This is a genomic window from Blastopirellula marina (assembly GCF_002967765.1).
In the GTDB taxonomy this organism is placed as follows: Bacteria; Planctomycetota; Planctomycetia; order Pirellulales; family Pirellulaceae; genus Bremerella; species Bremerella marina_A.
Genome location: NZ_PUHY01000004.1, coordinates 46,217 through 63,326, shown reverse-complemented (window position 1 = coordinate 63,326; position 17,110 = coordinate 46,217). Strand labels below are relative to the sequence as shown.

Below are 17,110 nucleotides of genomic sequence, written 5' to 3'. Positions count from 1 at the left end.
GATTCTCCGGCCTACCAAGTCTAGCTTAACAGTCCACAAGGCGGCAGAGAATGCACTGCCCGAAAATGGCTCGCAAAGACGGAATCTCGCGATGAATCTGGCAATCGTGCATCATCACCTTAACCGCGGAGGCGTCACCCAGGTGATCTTGAATCACCTGCGGTCGCTGCATGAGGCAGGCGCAAACGAGAATTTCGAGCGAATTGTCGTCTTCTATGGAGGTCGCGCGACGGGTTGGCCGACTGCGAAAGAACCAGCGCTAGCACGTGTTGAACTGGAAGTCGTTTCCAGCATCGACTACGACACGGTTGTCCAGTCCAGCCCAGAAGCACCCTATCAGGACATGGTTGCGGCGCTGACTCGGTTAGATCTTTCGCCCGACGACACCTTACTGCATGTGCACAACCATACGCTCGGCAAGAACGTTTCCTGGCCCGATGCGCTCAGCAAGCTGGCCGCTGATGGATATCGCTTGCTGCTTCAGTTGCACGACTTCGCCGAAGACTTCCGACCCGACAATTATCGCCGTCAGATCGCTTATTACGCCGAGCGTGGCTGTGGCATGCAAGAGGTCTACTTCCAAGCCCCACACGTCCACTACGCGGTGCTCAATTCGCGCGATCGAAAGATCTTGCAAAGCGCCGGCTTCGAAGAAAGCCACCTCGTCTGGCTTCCCAACCCTGTCCAGCCCTATTCGCAGCTTCCACATCATGCCGCTGCGCGGAAGAAACTTCGCGAGAAGTTTGCCGTTCCGGAGCTGCAACCGTTCATCCTTTATCCCGTGCGAGGCATTCGCCGTAAGAACGTGGGCGAACTGGTACTTTGGTCGGCGCTAGCGCCCAGGCCGGCGACGTTCGGTTTAACCTTGGCGCCGGTTAACCCGGACGAATTGACTTCGTATGAGGTGTGGAAGAAGTTTGCGGAAGAGCGAGACCTGCCTTGCAAGTTTGATGTAGGTGGTGAGGATGGTTTGACGTTTCACGAAAACCTGGCGGCTGCCGACGCGATTATCAACACCAGCGTGGCGGAAGGTTTCGGGATGGTGTTTCTGGAAGCGTGGCTAACCAATAACTTGCTGATCGGGCGAGATCTGCCGGAGATCTCGGATGACTTTAAGCAGGCAGGCCTCCGACTCGATAGCTTGACCGCGGCGATGTGGATCCCGGTTCGTTCGCCGATCGACGGGCACGAAGTCTTTTCCGTGAGCAGCTATCGTCAAAGAATGCTGGAACTGTTTGGTAACGTGCTGAACGACTTCGAGCTCGACGCCACTGCACTCGCACATGCCGAAGAACAACTCGATCAACGGCTAAACGAAGAATGGATCGACTTCGCCCTGCTAACCACCGAGACGCAGCGGGAGGTCATCGATGCCGTTACCAAGGACAAAGACCTGGCGGAGTCGATTGTCGATGCCAACGAACAAGTGATGCGTCCATTGGTTCAACCCAATGCCAACTTCGAGGCGACCATCACCGCCAACGCCAAAGTCGTGTTGGCCCGGTTCGGCTTACGTGACACGGGCGAGCGACTGCGGGAACAATACACGAAGTTGATGCAGCAAACGCCTGGTCCGGTTCGCCCGTTCGAGGGCGCCGGCGACATCTTAAATCAGTTTGTCGATCTGGCTCGATTTCATCCCGTGCGATTGGAAAGCTCATGAACCGCCTGACGGAAATCCTCGACCGCAACCGCCACCCGCTCGAGCCAATTCCGACCGAGCTTCAGCCGCAATTGAAAGAGATACCTGGCATACGCGCGGTAGTCTTCGATATCTACGGCACGTTGTTGGTGAGCGGCAGTGGCGATGTCGGCACGGCGATGGAAATGTCCAAGGGAGATTGCCTGGAGGCGGCTTGGGAAGCATGCGGTGTGACCAGCAAGATGCCGGCCGACGACATGGTGGGGCAGTTTTACTCGGTGATCAAAGGTGATCACAAAACTGCCACTAAAAGAGGCACTTCTTATCCAGAGATCGTCGTGGAAGAGATTTGGCAAAAAGTTTTTGCCTCGGCGATTCGGAAGAAGCAGGTGACCGTTCCGGACGATTTTGATCCAGCGGTCTTTGCCCTGGAATTTGAATCGCGGGTGAATCCGGTCTGGCCCATGCCAGGCCTGGCGGAGGTGATTGGGGCCCTCCGAGAACGCGGATTAACGCTCGGAATTATCAGCAATGCCCAGTTCTTTACGCCGAAAATCGTGGAATACTTCCTCGGAGGCACGCTTGAGGAAAATGGCTTTCAGCCGGAGAACTGCTTTTTTTCCTACCAGCATCGCTTGGCCAAGCCCGGAAAAGCCCTTTATTCGGCTGCGGCCCAATCGCTGGCCGGCGCCGGAATTGATGTGTGTCATATTCTGTATGTTGGCAACGATATGCTGAACGACGTCCAACCCGCTTCGCAAGTTGGCATGAAAACTGCTCTCTTCGCGGGAGATCAACGCAGTCTTCGACTGCGGAAGGATGATGCTCGAATGTTGCCAATTCAACCTGATGTAACGCTCACAAGACTTTCAGACATTTTGGCCTGCCTTCCGAGATAAACCACTATGAACGTACCTGAAATCACAGGGCACAATATTGGCTTTGTGGGGACTCGTTTTGCCGGAACCGATGGTGTTTCGCTGGAATCGGCAAAATGGGCGAAGGTCCTGTGGGACAACAAACATGTCAGCTACTGGTATGGCGGGAAGATGGATACCAATCCCGACATCACCAGCCTGGTTCCGCATGCCTATTTCGGCCATCCCGATATCCAGTGGATTAATCGCCGGATCTTCGGAACCACCACCCGCGATCCCGAGGTTTCACGGCGTATCTTTGCGCTGGCCGAATACCTGAAGCACACCTTGTACGAGTTCACGCGTCGCTTCAACATCGAAGTGATGATTGTGCAGAATGCGCTTTGTATTCCGATGAACGTTCCACTGGGCGTGGCGATCACGATGTTCATCGCGGAAACCGGTTTCCCCACGATCGCGCACCATCACGATTTCTACTGGGAGCGTGATCGTTTTAGCGTGAACGCGGTAAGTGACATTCTTTCGATGGCATTTCCACCGACGTTGCCTTCGATTCAACATGTGACGATTAACTTGCCTGGGCAAATGGACCTTTCCCACCGTAAGGGGCAGTCGTCGATCCTGGTTCCCAACGTTCTCGACTTCGAGGACCCGCCGGTCCACGACGATTACCCTCAATCGTTTAAAGAAGACATCGGATTATCGTATGATGATATTGTGATCCTGCAGCCAACACGCGTTGTGCCGCGAAAAGGGATCGAGCATGCGATTGCCTTGGTCAATTCGCTGAACAACCCCAAGTACAAACTGGTCGTCACGCACGAATCAGGCGACGAAGGGGACGAATACAAGAACGCCCTGCAAGAGATGGCCGATCGACAAAATGTCGACATCCGTTTCGTCGCCGAACGCGTGGGTGAAGAACGGGGCATCGCCGAGGATGGCAAGAAGCTGTATACGCTGGGCGACTGTTACGCCGCCGCCGACTTCATCAGCTATCCAAGCTTGTACGAAGGTTTCGGCAACGCATTGATCGAAGCGTTTTACTTCAAGAAGCCAATTCTCGTGAATCGGTATTCCATCTTCGTCACCGACATCGAACCAAAGGGGTTCAAAGTGGTGACCATGGATGGTTATCTCACACGAGACGTCATCACCCAGGTTCGGAACCTGATGGAGGACGAAGCGTATCGCCAGGAAGTCGTGGAGCACAACTTCGAACTGGGCAAGCGATTTTTCAGCTACTCGGTGCTCAAACGGAAATTGCGAGCATTGGTGACCAACTTCACTGGTATGGACGACCTGTAAGTCATCAAACAGCTCGACAAGGATACCGAATAGGAGAGGTTCCATGGTCGGCTCATCAGGACAACAAAATCAACTCAAGCAGCACTTGGTTCGCATGTATGGCGAGCCGGTCGCCACGGATGTTCTGCCGCGGCTGCTGGACTTGTTGGAAAGCTACTCCACGAAGATCCCCGAGCCCAAACGTACCGGCTGGGACGAAACCGACGTCGTGCTGATCACCTACGCAGATCAAATCCACGGCTCGGATCACAGCGAAAAGCATCCCCTGGCGATCCTCCGCGAGTTCCTCGTCCATCACGGGTATCAGGACTGCATCAACACGGTCCACCTGCTGCCGTTCTATCCTTACACCTCGGACGATGGTTTCTCGGTCGTCGACTACAAAGATGTCGATCCAAACTCGGGCGACTGGCAGGACGTGCTCGGCTTGGCGGAAGACTTCAATCTGGCATTCGACCTCGTGGCGAATCACTGCTCGCAAAAGAGCGAATGGTTCCAGAAGTACCTGGCCGGTGAAAAACCGTACGACGAGTTTTTCATCGACGTCGATCCGGCAACCGACCTCAGCATGGTCGTCCGCCCGCGGGCCTTGCCGCTTCTAACTCCATTCCCTTCGGCCGACGGCGAAAAGCATGTCTGGACCACGTTCAGCCCTGATCAAGTCGACCTCAACTACGGCAGTCCGGAAGTCTTGCTGGCGATGACCGATGTGCTGCTGTTCTATGTGCAGAACGGTGCTCGTATTATCCGGCTCGACGCGATTGCGTTTCTCTGGAAGACGATCGGCACATCTTGCCTCCACCTCGACGAAACGCATGAGGCTGTCAAACTGCTCCGAACAGTAACGGAGATCGTCGCACCGCACGTGTTGCTGCTCACGGAGACCAACGTTCCGCATCCTGAGAACATCAGCTACTTCGGACTGGCGGACGAAGCGCATATGGTCTATCAGTTCAGCTTGCCACCGCTTCTATACGATGCCTATCTGAACGAAGACGCCATGGTGCTTTCCAAGTGGATGGCGTCGCTGTACGACATTCCCAATGGCACCACTTACTTCAACTTCACGGCCTCGCACGACGGGATTGGCGTGCGACCGCTGGAAGGGCTTGTTCCGCAAGAGCATCTCGACAAATTAGTAACCGCCACCAACGATCGCGGCGGCCTGGTCGGTATGCGGACGATGCCCGACGGTTCGCAGAAACCGTATGAACTGAACATTACCTACGTCGATGCCATGGGTCAGCCGGGGGATGTCAGTCCAGAACATCACGCCACACGGTTCCTCGCATCACAGGCCATCATGTTGGCGATGAAAGGTATCCCCGGGATTTATTTCCACAGCCTGGTCGGCACGAGAAATTATGAAGCGGGGGTCGAAGAGAGTGGCATTCCTCGACGAATCAATCGTCGCAAGTTCGAGCGACTGGAACTTGAGAATCAAATCACAGCGCACGAATCGCTGCAGCATAAAATCTTCACCGGCTACCAGAACCTACTGCGTACCCGGGTCGAGCAATCGGCGTTTCACCCAGACGGGCCAAGCGAAGTTTTCCCCACAGGGCATGCTTCGATCTTCGGCTTCAAACGAACGTCACCTGATGGGGACCAGACGATTCTGGTGTTAGCCAACCTGACCGATCGTTTGCAAGCGTTACCGCTGGGTGATCCCAAGATCCATGCCCTGACGTATGATCTGATCAGCGACGAGTATGTTGTTGAAGGGCAGGGGATCACGCTCGATCCTTATCAAATCGTCTGGCTTACCGAGCCTGACCAGTAGCAACGTTCCCTTGATTTGCTGCGGCACCCTCTCCTAACCCCACATCTCCGCAGGAGCGAACAGCTTGTCCGATTTTATCCAACATGGTCCGATCTCGACGCTGCACGACTTTGGTACGGTCGATTCCGAGCAGCTAGAGCAAACCTTGGTCGACGCGACCAGTGAATACCCGATGGGCTTGATCCTGCCGGTGACCAGCGGCGATATGCGTGCTCCGGCTTTCGCCCAGATCATGGACGAACTGGAAGGCACGAAATTCCTCAAGAACATCGTCGTCGTGCTGAACCGCGCACCCAATGTTGAAGATTATCAAGAGTGTCGTCAGTTAACGGCGAAGCTTGGCAACATGTGCCGCGTGTTGTGGACCGATGGCCCCCGCGGCGTCGCCGCATTACAACAGTTGACCGATGCCGGATTCAACGTTTCGGTTCCTGGCAAGGGACGCGCCGTTTGGGCTGCATTCGGTTACCTGCTGGCCGACCCTGAAATTAAAGCGATGGCGCTGCACGATTGCGACATCGTCAATTACCACCGTGATATGCTAATGCGGCTTTGCTTGCCGATGGCACACCGGGCGTTCGACTTCGATTTCTGCAAAGCGTACTATGCCCGCGTCACCGATAAGATGCACGGGCGTGTCGTCCGGCTGTTAATGACGCCCCTGTTGCGTTCTCTGATTCAAGTGATCGGGAACGATGACTTCCTGGTCTTTCTGAACAGCTTCCGTTATCCCCTGTCAGGCGAGTTCGCCGTCACGTCGACCTTGGTCCGGGCGAATCGAATTCCTAGCGATTGGGGTCTGGAAGTCGGCACATTGGCCGAAGTGTTTCGCAATACGTCCCCTAAGCGAATTTGCCAGATCGACTTGGGACATCCGTACGAACATAAACACCAGCCAATCTCGCTGGAAGATTCCAAGCGTGGCTTGATGAAGATGACCGCGGACATCCTGCACAGCATCTTCCGTACGCTTTCCAGCCGTGGCATCGTGTTCAGCATGGGGATGTTCAACACGCTGGAGTCGGCCTACCTGCGGGCCGCCCAAGACGCGATTCGCCAGTACCACGCCGACGCCGTGATCAACGGGCTTGGCTTCGATCGACACAGCGAAGAGCAATCGGTGGAAGGGTTCGCTCAATTGATCACGCAGTGCGGGCAAGAGTTCTTCGAGAACCCAGTGGTCGCCCACGAGATGCCCACCTGGACACGCGTTCGCAGTGCGATCCCAGACTTTCCGCATACCCTTCGCCGCATGGTCGAAGGAGACGCCGCCGAGTATAGCTAAGCGAGAAACAACTGCGCCCATGACGGCAGGTTGGTGGGAACAAGAAAAAGAAAAGGCCGCGATCGGCAATCGCGGCCTTTTTTCATTCGTTTACGTACTCGAAGTTATTCAGGCAGACGCTTGACTTCGATGTCTTTGAACCAGACGGTGCTGCCTGGATCATGGGCTTGCAGGGCGAAGGTTCCCTTGTCGAGGACGCGGGTAAAATCCTTGCCTGGCTTGGTGCCTTCCGGTTCGGTGTAGTCTGCGGTGACTTCGCCGTTGATCTTGATCACGACGTGATCGCCGTCGACTTTGATGTAGTAGTCGAACCACTCGCCATCCTTGGCAGGCGAATTATTCATGACGTCTTTCACCGAGTAGATACCGCCCGTCTTCTTCGGATCGCCATGCGTGTTGTTAACTTGGGCTTCGAAGCCATACTTGGGCCAACCGGTCTCTTGGAACCTGGTGTGGAAGTAAATCCCACCGTTGCTGGTCTTGTCGGTTTTGACTTTGGCCTTGAACTCGAAGTTCTTGAACGGCTTGTCTTCACCCACATAGAACAGGTGGCTGCGTTCTCCCTTGGCGACGAACGCGCCATCTTCAATCGACCACGACTCGGGGTTTTCGCTGATCTTCCAGCCGTCGAACGACTTGCCGTCCATCAACGACTTCCATTCACCTTCCGCAGCCGAGACCACGCCAGCCAACATCAAACAAACAACGGCACCAGCCGCCAAACGTTTCAACATGGAGTGTTCCTTTTTGAAATCTAGTTTGTATTCATGAACCAAAAAAACGATTCGCGTTTACGGGGGATCCAACCTGGCGGAAACCGCCACAGCAGTCGGGAAAACGCAAGGCTCTGCCAGAAAACTCGCTCGTCCGCTAAGAGGATGGGATGATCGCGATACCGTCCAGCGGCTCGCTTCCGGCCCTCCGAAGCGCGATGGCATTTTCTGGCAGTGCCTAAAGTAACCACCGATTTTGGTTCAATCCTACCTCGCCGACAAGATTCCTCGGGATTCGAGAGCTGTTTTTATGGATTCGTGGCGAAATTCGGCTATTTTTTGAAGTCTGCAACGAATCGCCTCTGAGAAGCATTCTCAATTTACCCCCTACTTTTCGCCTTAATCGGCGGGAGCCCCAGGTCATGAGTAACGCCTCTGTTTTGCCGCTAAGCTGGGAAGTGCCGGAAGTCTTTCGCCTACGCTTAGGAGACGGCCCTGGCCGTCAGCGTGTGATGCAGGCCGATGGCCATGTGCTGCTAGTCACCCATCGTCCTCCTCGCCTAGGCGAACGAGTCCGCAGTGGACGCTACTTTTGGCGAAACCCGGAAGGGAAGTGGATCAGTAGCGATCTGGGCCAAGGTCCGACCGCCATGCTAAAGCATTTGGAGGAGTACAACACCGAGATCAACAAGCTGGAAAAGGCGGAAGCAGACGCGCAATCAAGCGAAGACTACTTTCGAGTGATCAGCGAGCTCTCGCCTCTGTTGCGTGCGACGCGAAACTTGCACAACACGCTGCAGAAAGCACGCGAGTTGATCGGCCACGATCGGGCCGCGATCAACTTTCGCGATCGCTCTTACGAACTGGAACGCTCGGCCGAGCTATTGCACAGCGAGGCGAAGAATGAACTCGACTTCCTTATTGCTCAACGAACCGAACAGCAAGCGGCAAGCAGTCACCGTATGGCGATTTCTGCCTATCGCTTGAACATATTAGTCGCGTTCTTTTTCCCGGTCGTCACGCTGGCGACCATCTTCGGCACCTCGATGCGGCACGGCTTTGAAACTTTGAGTCCGCCGGTTCCGTTCCTGACGATGGTCCTTGTCGGAATCATCCTCGGTGTTGTGCTAATCGTCTTCGTCAATACGCCGGTCGAACCGAAACCACGCAAACGACGCGGCGCCGACGAAAAGATTCGGCGGACACCTTAGACGCACGCTTACTGCTGCTTTGCTTCGATCATTTCGACTGGTACGCTGTCTTCATGCTTGTGCATGCCAGGCTCGGTGAAACCAATCAGATAAGCGAGCAAGACGCCCAACAGCAGCACGACCGTCAGCTTTCCCTTGTCGTGCGAGTGAAACTGAACTTCCGGCAAGATATCGGCCAGCGAGATACACAGAAAGACACCAGCCGAGAAGCAGAGGGCCATCCCAATCATAAACTGCTTGGAGGTCTCCAAGCCGTTGTAGCCCATGAAGAACAACATTACCCCCAGCGGGCACATGAGGGCATAGCCCAGGTTCACGATCGTAATCGTACTGACCGGCCAGTTGCTTCGACGCATGATCACCGTGATCGAAAGGGCATCCAGCGGTTTGTGCAGGAAGATTCCCAGGAACACCCCCAAACCAACCACGACCGAAGTCGACTCGTGATGTCCGGCCGCCGAAACGCCAGCCGCCAGGGCGATTCCATCCAGAAACGTATGGAGTGACAACCCGAGAAACACGCCCAGCCATCGCATTTCCGAGTTAGGAGCGGCGTGCGAATGAGCATGCCCGTGCGCGGTGTGTGCGACCGGTTGGTGTGAATGGCCACCATCGTGATCGTGGCCATCGTGGTCGTGGCCCCCATGATCATGATCGCCGTGATCATGATCGCAGTGCTGGTGGCCGCCATGCTGATGATCGCCGGCGACCTTGCTGGGGTAGTCGACCTCGACCGGGGCATGTTCATGAAAATGAAACAGCCGCATCAATAGGAAGGTGGTCATCAGCCCCAGCAGCAACGCGCCCATTCCCCACTCGACCGATCCGCCGTCGATGATCCCGTGCGGCAGCATATGCAGTATCGCAACACCCAGCATCAGCCCGCCCACGAAGCTCATCAACAGTTGCATTCGCGTGTGCGTCAGGCGCACGATCATCGGCAGCCATCCCCCCAGTAGGGAAGCGGCGATGATTAGCACGCAATAGATGACAATCAACGCGATCGAAACCATGTGGACGATTACACCCAAAACAAAGGTTATTCCCCTAATCGCATCTGTACGGCTTGGGGAAACGATTCAGCTTAGATGCACTTGGTTCCGCTGCCAAGTGCTAACCGCCCTTTGACCGGCACGTTTTGGGCGTTACGATTCGGTAACGCTCTGTTTTTGTAAGCCTTGTCACGGAAAGCACTTCCGAATGTATGAGTCTTCACCTAGTGACTCGCCCGCCACCAGCACCCAGGTATGCCTACAGGTGGCCGAACTTGATTGCGCTGAGGAAGCCCGTATCCTGACCGAGGGTCTGTCCAGCAAGCCAGGGATCGATCGGCTTGATTTCGATGTCATGCGGGGGCGGATGGATGTTTACTACGACCAGGCGAAATGGAACGTCCCTAGCCTGATCGACGCCGTGAAGTCGCTAGGCATGACCGCGCAACCGGTTGCCGAAGACGCCCCCCAAGAGGCCACGCCCCCCGCGGCCAAGACTGGCAAGCAACGCGAACGCGCCCTCGTTCGAAGTGGCGCTTTCCTGCTGGTGGCGGTGATCGCACAGGCTTGGGAAGCGGGAACGCCAGCTGCGATCTTTGGCTACGGCGACGACGCCCATACGATCTCGTTCCTCCCGATGTTTCTCTACCTGATCTCGATCGGGCTGGGAATTCGCTGGATCTTGCCGAAGGCCTGGAAATCGGTGCTGCGACTGACAGCCGATATGAACGTACTGATGACGGTCGCCGTCGCCGGTGCGATCTTCCTCGGCGAAACCTTCGAAGCCGCGATGGTGACGTTTCTGTTCACGTTGTCGGAAGTTCTCGAGCAGCGAAGTGTCGCCCGCGCACGAAATTCCATTCAATCTTTAATGTCGCTGGCCCCAGATACCGCGCGGCGGAAAAGCGAATCTGGCGAATTTGAAGAAGTCGCCACGGACGAGATCGTCGACGGGGATATTTGCAGTGTCCGCCCTGGCGAACGGGTTCCGCTGGATGGCGAGGTGGTTTCTGGTGTATCAGCGGTCGATCAGGCTCCGATTACCGGCGAGTCCGTTCCCGTTGAAAAGGAACCCGGCGATCCGGTTTACGCCGGGACGATTAACGGAAGTGGTAGCCTCGAATTCCGCGTGCAAGGAACGGCCGGGTCGACCTTGCTGGATCGCATTGTCCGCTTGATCGATCAGGCCTATCAGCGCCGCGCTCCGAGCGAGCAATGGGTCGATCAGTTTGCCCGCTATTACACGCCAACTATGATGCTGCTGGCGGTCGCCGTGATGATCGTTCCCCCGACTATCCAGGGCTGGTCGGTCGAGACGGCAGGCCAATGGTTTTACAACGGCTTGGTGCTGCTGGTGATCGCTTGCCCGTGTGCCCTGGTGATTTCCACGCCGGTCAGCATTGTCTCGGCTTTGACCGCGGCCGCACGAAATGGCGTGCTGGTGAAAGGTGGTCTTTCGCTGGAAACCTTGGCGAAGGTGAACGCCATCGTGCTCGACAAAACGGGCACCCTTACCACGGGAACGCCTTCCGTTACCAAGGTCACCAGTTTCAACGGCATGTCGGAAGACGAGGCCTTGGCGATCGCTGCCAGCTTGCAGCAACACAGCACCCACCCGATTGCGCGCGCGATTTTGCGTTATGCAAAGGAAGCAAACGTCCAGCATGTCGATTCGTCTGAGGTGAACGAAATCCCTGGTCGCGGCATCACTGGCCAAGTCAATGGGGAAGAGATCTGGCTCGGTAGTGCTCGCCTAGCGCAAGAGCGAGGCATCAGCGATCAGCAATTGAGCGAAGCCGCCGCGAACGTCGTTATTCTTGGTCGAGGCGATACCTTGCTGGCGACGTTGCGTCTGGAAGATCAACTTCGCGACACGGCCGTCCATGCCGTTGAGCGGCTGCATGAGCTGGACGTGCGTCCGGTCGAGCTGATCTCAGGCGATCGAACCGAAGTGGTGCAGCAGGTCGCGGAAGAAGTGGGAGTCGATGCCTGGAAAGCGGAACAGCTTCCCGAAGACAAGATCGACGCCGTTACTCGGCTGCGTGATAAGCATCAGTTGGTTGCCATGGTTGGCGACGGCATCAACGATGGTCCCGCGTTGGCCGCGGCAGATGTGGGGGTGGCCATGGGAGCCGTGGGAAGTGACACGGCGATCGAAACGGCCGACGTAGCGCTAATGTCGGACGAAATCGAAAAGCTGCCATGGTTGATCGCGCATGGGCGACGCACGTTATGGCTCATCAAGCAAAACATTGCCGCCGCCCTGGCGATCAAGGTGGTTTTCGTATTGCTGGCGATGTTCGGCTGGTCGAACTTGTGGCTGGCCATTCTGGCCGATACTGGCGTCTCACTTGCGGTAATTGCCAATAGTCTTCGATTACTGCGGACAAAGTCCCCCTAGTCTGTCCGGGGGCGTCATCTTTTGCGATGTCCTGGCAGACGGTACATTGGCGGTTTACCAGCAAATAAGAAAAACGTACTAACCGGGAGCTTAGATCCAAAATGGCAAAGCTATCGATCGCCGACGTCGATGTCAGTGGCAAGAAAGTCCTGATGCGAGTCGACTTCAATGTCCCCCTCGACGACAACGGCAAAATTACCGACGATCGCCGCATCGAAATGGCGATTCCTTCGATCAAATCGGTCGTTGATCGTGGCGGCCAGTTGATTCTGATGAGCCACCTGGGTCGTCCCGAGCCCGGTGCCGACAACTCGAAATACAGCCTCGCTCCGGCTGCCAAGCGACTGGGCGAGATCCTAAGCAAAGAGGTCGCTTTCGCCAGCGACACCGTAGGTGACGACGCCGCCGCAAAGGTAGCTGCTTTGTCCGATGGTGGCGTGGTTGTGCTCGAGAATCTTCGCTTTGAAAAGGGCGAAAAGAAGGGGGACGCCGAGTTCGCTGGCAAGCTGGCCGCATTCGCCGACATCTACTGCAACGACGCGTTTGGTACCTGCCACCGTACCGATGCCTCGATGGTTGCCGTGCCGGAAGCGATGGGCGATAAGCCGAAGGTCGTCGGCTTCCTGGTCGAAAAGGAAATCACTTACCTCTCCGACGCAATCGGCAACCCAAAGCGTCCGTTCGTCGCGATCCTGGGCGGTGCCAAGGTCTCCGATAAGATCATGGTCATCAAGAATCTGCTGGGCATCTGCGACAAGGTGCTGATCGGCGGGGCCATGGCTTACACCTTCTCGCTGGCCCAAGGTGGTAAGGTCGGTAAGAGCCTGGTCGAAAAAGACAAAGTCGAGCTTGCTAAGGAATTGATCGAAGCAGGCGGTGACAAGCTGGTCCTCCCCGTCGATACCCACTGCGGCGACGACTTCAGTGGCGACTGCAATAAAGTTACCGTTAAGTCTGGTGAAATTCCGGACGAGTACGAAGGCCTCGACATCGGTCCTGAAACCGCCAAGCTGTACGCTCAATTGGTTACCGACGCCAAGACGGTCGTCTGGAACGGACCTATGGGTGTGTTCGAGATGCCTCCATTCGACGCTGGTACCCGCGCAGTAGCCGATGCGATCGCTGCTTCCGACGCGATCAGCATCATTGGTGGTGGTGACAGTGCCGCGGCGATTGGTCAGTTCGGTCTGGCCGACAAGGTCACGCACGTTTCGACTGGTGGCGGTGCCAGCCTCTCGATGCTGGAAGGCCAAGCTTTCAAGGCGGTTGATATCTTGGACGACAAGTAATCGCCCCAGGACCGCTATGGATAAATCAGAACGGCCCTGGAATCCCCGGGGCCGTTTTTTTTATGAACATCAGGGGACATGATGAACGCCGTCACTCCGATTCTCCGCTTGCACGAACATCGCCGCTGGACCAATGGTCACTTGATGGACGCGTGTCGCTCGCTGAGTGACGAGCAGCTTCACCAGCCGCACAAGATTGGGCAAGGCACCCTGTGGAAAACGCTGTGTCACTTGTTCGCCGCCGAGTACGTTTGGCTGGAAGCATTGTGCGGCGTGGTTGAAACCCTGGCCCCTGGCGATGTGGTCGGCAAACTGCCGGGTAACCAGGAAGGGGAAGGGGCCGCTCAGGACACGGCGGAACTGTTTGCTCGCTGGAAGGAACTCGACGCTCGGTGGGGCGACTATCTGGCAAAGCTAACACCAGAACAGCTAAACGAAACGATCTACAAGAAGAGTTCCAGCAGTTTCCAAGGACAAGTCATCGGTGCCTCAGCCATGGATGTGCTGCTGCATGTTTGCACGCATGCCCAGTACACGACCGCCCAAGCCGTGAACATGCTGCGGCACGCTGGCGTGGAGAAGATGCCCCCCTCGATGTTGATTACGCTCGCCAGAGAGCAGGCAATCGGCTAGGCTGAGAGCCTGACCGGGAAGTGACACCGAAAGAGATGTGGCCAGCAGCATGCCGAAGATTCAACTGATTTTAAGCATCGCCGCGTTCGGAGCGATGGGCGCTTTGGCTCGCGTTTATCTAGGCGGTTTCGTACAAGGATTCCTGCCGGACGAAACATCAGTCAAGTTTCCGATGGGCACGCTAACGGTCAACGTGCTAGGCTGTTTGATCTTTGGCTGCCTGGGCTATCTTGGCCATCATCACGAGCTGATCACGCAGGAATGGCGAACGATTCTATTGTCCGGACTGCTCGGCTCGTTCACGACCTTCTCAACGTTTGGCTTTGAAACGGTGCTGCTGTACGAGAATGCACCCCACGGCAAAATCTACTTCGCCGCTGCCAATGTGTTGCTGAATGTGTTCTTGGGAGTCGCGGCCATTCTACTCGGGATGCAAATCGGTCGACTGTTTGTCAGCAGCTAGGCAGACTACCTTCTGGGGGCTGCACTTGTTCGGATTGTTCCGATCACGCCGATCGACGCTATCGCGGTAAACTTTTCCAGTCGCAAAGGGCGAACTGTTAGTTGATAGCAGATCAACTCACGGCTTCTCACCTTGAACAAGGAATCGTTCGCCCATGGCATCCAGCGGCGGCAACTACGATTGCGTCGTCATCGGCGCCGGTCATAACGGCCTGATCACGGCTGCCTACCTGGCCAAGGCGGGCAAGAAAGTGGCGGTCCTCGAACGGCGTCATGTACTAGGAGGCTGTTCGACGACGGAAGAACTGTGGCCTGGCTTCAAGGTATCGACCGCATCGTACGTGGTAAGCTTGCTGCTGCCAGAGATCATTCACGATTTGAAGCTAAAACAAAACGGCCTCAAAATCTTGCCGCGGGATCCTTGTTCCTTCACGCCGACCCCAGAGGGACAGTACTTGCTGCTGGGGCACGATGTCGATTCGAACACGAAAGAGATCTCGAAGTTCAGCAAGCGAGATGCCGAGCAGTATCCGCTGTACAACGAGCTGCTCGAAAGAATCGCAGCAGTCGTTGAACCGATCTTGATGAAGACGGCACCTGACCCGCTGCCGATGCCCAAAGATTGGCGCAGCATCCCATTGACCAAGAAATTCCGCGATATGTCGCGGCTGTGGGGCTTCTATCAAGACTTTGGCAAGCTAGGAAGCGAGATTCCAGAGGCCCTTGAACTGCTCGCAGGGGCGGCCCGACCGATCTTGGAACGATGGTTCGAGAGCGAACCACTGCGAGCCACCTTGGCGACCGACGCGATCATTGGCGCGTTCGCCTCGATCTCGGCCCCTGGTACTGCGTACGTCCTGCTGCATCACGTGATGGGGGAAGCAGGCGGCAAGCGAGGTGTGTGGGGCTTTGTTGAAGGGGGCATGGGTGGTATTGCAGCTTCCTTGGCGAAGACCTGCGAAGAGATGGGCGTGACGATTGTCCGCGAAGCCCCAGTGCAGAAGATTCATACCAACGAACGTGGCGCGCAAGGAGTGGAACTAGTCGACGGGACAACGTACGAAGCGAAAGTGGTCGCTTCGAGCGTCGATGCCAATCTCACCTTCCGCAAATTCCTCTCGCCCGATCAGTTGCCGGCTGAATTCCTGCGCGCGATCTCGAACCTCGACTACGCTTCGGCGTCCGCCAAGATCAACCTCGCGCTTGCCGAACCGCCCCAGTTCACCGCTTACCCCGGTCAAGGATTGAGTCCGATTCACCGCGGGACGATGCATATCTCGCCGACGATGGACTACATCGAGCGAGCTTATGACGACGCCAAGTATGGCAAGCCGAGCGAAGAGCCGATCCTGGAAATGACTATGCCGACTTCGGTCGACAAGACGATCGCGCCCGATGGGAAGCATATTCTGTCGATCTTCGTGCAGTATGCTCCTTACCAATTGCGGGACGCGAATTGGGACGACATCAAGGAATCGTTTGCCGACCGCTGCGTGGCTAAGATTGGGGAGTACGCTCCCAACGTGCCTGGGGCGATCATGCATCGCCAGGTCCTTTCGCCGCTCGACCTGGAACGGGTGTACGGACTGACCGGCGGCAATATCATGCAAGGGGCGATGAACTTCCACCAACTGTTTGCCACGCGGCCTATCGCTGGCTGGGCCGACCACCGAACGCCGGTGAAGGGACTGTACCTTTGCGGTGCGGCCAGCCATCCAGGTGGCGGCGTGATGGGCGCTTGCGGAAAGAATGCGGCGGTTGAGATCTTGCGTGACTTTTAGTCGACGCGTTACTTCTTAGCGGGCCGCGTGAGTTCGAGCGTTGTCCAGATGCTGGGGTCTTCGTCGATGGGAAACTGCGTGCTGACGCTTTGCGTTTGCCAGCCTAACTCGCGATCCATCACCGCGTAGAAGAAGCCCAGTCGGTCGTACTCGCTGGGATCGTAACCAGTCAGGCTGGTTGCCGGCACACAGCATTCCAGCAGATAGCCATCTTTGGTCAGCGTTCCGCGGACGCGCAAATCGCCAGGACGCACGGGGTTGGCATTCTCTCGCGCGCGGTTGATCAGCATTTGGTCGCCGACCGGATCGCGATAGCTCGGTCCGGCGCCAATCGGCAGGAAGACAAATCGATGGCAGAAGCGGGTCGCACGGTGGACATTGTGCGTGGCGCGCGTATCAATCCAGATTTGAAATCCGTCACTTTCATCAACGCGGCTTTCCCGGCACCAGACAGGCTGGCGTTTCCCCGTGACAAGCACCGAGAACGAGACGCCACGTTCGTTCCATCCGCCACGTACGTCGGCGAATTGCTTGCGGCCGTCGAGTTCACCAAAGCCGCGCAGCTTGTAATCGTCGGTGTAACCGAGCGGACGTTCGTGCCAGATCTTTTCGCGATAGTTGAGCGGAACGGCATATTGAAACAGGAAGGATGGTGAGAGAACCGATTTCGCCATGACTTTGCTGTTTCGTTTCTAAAATGCGTTGCGGGGAGATCGAGCGGACACGGACTAA

14 protein-coding genes are annotated in these 17,110 nt (G+C 56.4%); 11 read left to right on the top strand and 3 right to left on the bottom strand.

Features of this window, described 5'->3' with window-relative positions; genetic code table 11:
• The first annotated feature begins 91 nt into the window (after positions 1-91).
• The 5 genes from C5Y83_RS01770 (at position 92) to C5Y83_RS01750 (ending at position 6,896) form a co-directional block, all read left to right on the top strand.
• Entirely contained in the window at positions 92-1,663 is a 1,572-nt protein-coding gene (locus tag C5Y83_RS01770; protein ID WP_105327935.1) for a hypothetical protein, read from the top strand.
• Complete coding sequence (locus tag C5Y83_RS01765) at positions 1,660-2,541, top strand: HAD family hydrolase (protein WP_105327934.1); 882 nt, start codon at positions 1,660-1,662, stop codon at positions 2,539-2,541. The genes C5Y83_RS01770 and C5Y83_RS01765 overlap by 4 nt, the downstream gene beginning before the upstream one ends.
• A gap of 6 nt (positions 2,542-2,547) precedes the next feature.
• A complete protein-coding gene (locus C5Y83_RS01760; RefSeq protein WP_105327933.1) occupies positions 2,548-3,828 on the top strand; it encodes a glycosyltransferase family 4 protein in 1,281 nt (426 codons plus the stop codon).
• A gap of 43 nt (positions 3,829-3,871) precedes the next feature.
• A complete protein-coding gene (locus C5Y83_RS01755; RefSeq protein ID WP_105327932.1) occupies positions 3,872-5,611 on the top strand; it encodes an alpha-amylase family glycosyl hydrolase in 1,740 nt (579 codons plus the stop codon).
• A 64-nt stretch (positions 5,612-5,675) separates the two neighbouring features.
• On the top strand, positions 5,676-6,896 hold the full coding sequence (locus C5Y83_RS01750; protein WP_105327931.1) for a glycosyl transferase: 1,221 nt from the start codon (positions 5,676-5,678) through the stop codon (positions 6,894-6,896).
• Between the two features lie 104 nt (positions 6,897-7,000).
• Here C5Y83_RS01750 and C5Y83_RS01745 read toward each other — a convergent pair whose 3' ends face one another.
• On the bottom strand, positions 7,001-7,630 hold the full coding sequence (locus C5Y83_RS01745; RefSeq protein ID WP_105327930.1) for a DUF1080 domain-containing protein: 630 nt from the start codon (positions 7,628-7,630) through the stop codon (positions 7,001-7,003).
• A 401-nt stretch (positions 7,631-8,031) separates the two neighbouring features.
• Here C5Y83_RS01745 and C5Y83_RS01740 point away from each other — a divergent pair, with 401 nt between their 5' ends.
• The gene (locus C5Y83_RS01740; RefSeq protein ID WP_105327929.1) at positions 8,032-8,820 is read left to right on the top strand and encodes a hypothetical protein; all 789 of its coding nucleotides are present in this window, start codon (positions 8,032-8,034) and stop codon (positions 8,818-8,820) included.
• A gap of 8 nt (positions 8,821-8,828) precedes the next feature.
• On the opposite strand, the gene C5Y83_RS01735 is transcribed toward C5Y83_RS01740, so the two are convergent.
• Positions 8,829-9,833 (bottom strand): ZIP family metal transporter, encoded by a 1,005-nt coding sequence (locus tag C5Y83_RS01735; RefSeq protein ID WP_105327928.1) that lies wholly within the window; start codon positions 9,831-9,833, stop codon positions 8,829-8,831.
• A gap of 187 nt (positions 9,834-10,020) precedes the next feature.
• Here C5Y83_RS01735 and C5Y83_RS01730 point away from each other — a divergent pair, with 187 nt between their 5' ends.
• The 5 genes from C5Y83_RS01730 to C5Y83_RS01710 all read left to right on the top strand — a co-directional run bounded on the left by C5Y83_RS01730 (position 10,021) and on the right by C5Y83_RS01710 (position 16,378).
• Positions 10,021-12,213 carry a heavy metal translocating P-type ATPase gene (locus C5Y83_RS01730; protein ID WP_105327927.1) on the top strand — a complete coding sequence of 731 codons (2,193 nt, stop codon included), beginning with the start codon at positions 10,021-10,023 and terminating at the stop codon, positions 12,211-12,213.
• Between the two features lie 101 nt (positions 12,214-12,314).
• Positions 12,315-13,502, top strand: a complete 1,188-nt coding sequence (locus tag C5Y83_RS01725; RefSeq protein ID WP_105327926.1) for a phosphoglycerate kinase — start codon at positions 12,315-12,317, stop codon at positions 13,500-13,502.
• Between the two features lie 78 nt (positions 13,503-13,580).
• Entirely contained in the window at positions 13,581-14,135 is a 555-nt protein-coding gene (locus tag C5Y83_RS01720; RefSeq protein WP_199194963.1) for a DinB family protein, read from the top strand.
• A 49-nt stretch (positions 14,136-14,184) separates the two neighbouring features.
• Positions 14,185-14,598 (top strand): fluoride efflux transporter FluC, encoded by a 414-nt coding sequence (locus C5Y83_RS01715; RefSeq protein ID WP_146117591.1) that lies wholly within the window; start codon positions 14,185-14,187, stop codon positions 14,596-14,598.
• A gap of 154 nt (positions 14,599-14,752) precedes the next feature.
• Positions 14,753-16,378 (top strand): phytoene desaturase family protein, encoded by a 1,626-nt coding sequence (locus C5Y83_RS01710; RefSeq protein WP_105327924.1) that lies wholly within the window; start codon positions 14,753-14,755, stop codon positions 16,376-16,378.
• Positions 16,379-16,386: 8 nt separating this feature from the next.
• Here the strand turns inward: C5Y83_RS01710 and C5Y83_RS01705 are convergent, their stop codons facing one another.
• Complete coding sequence (locus tag C5Y83_RS01705; protein ID WP_233207033.1) at positions 16,387-17,052, bottom strand: hypothetical protein; 666 nt, start codon at positions 17,050-17,052, stop codon at positions 16,387-16,389.
• Positions 17,053-17,110 lie beyond the last annotated feature (58 nt).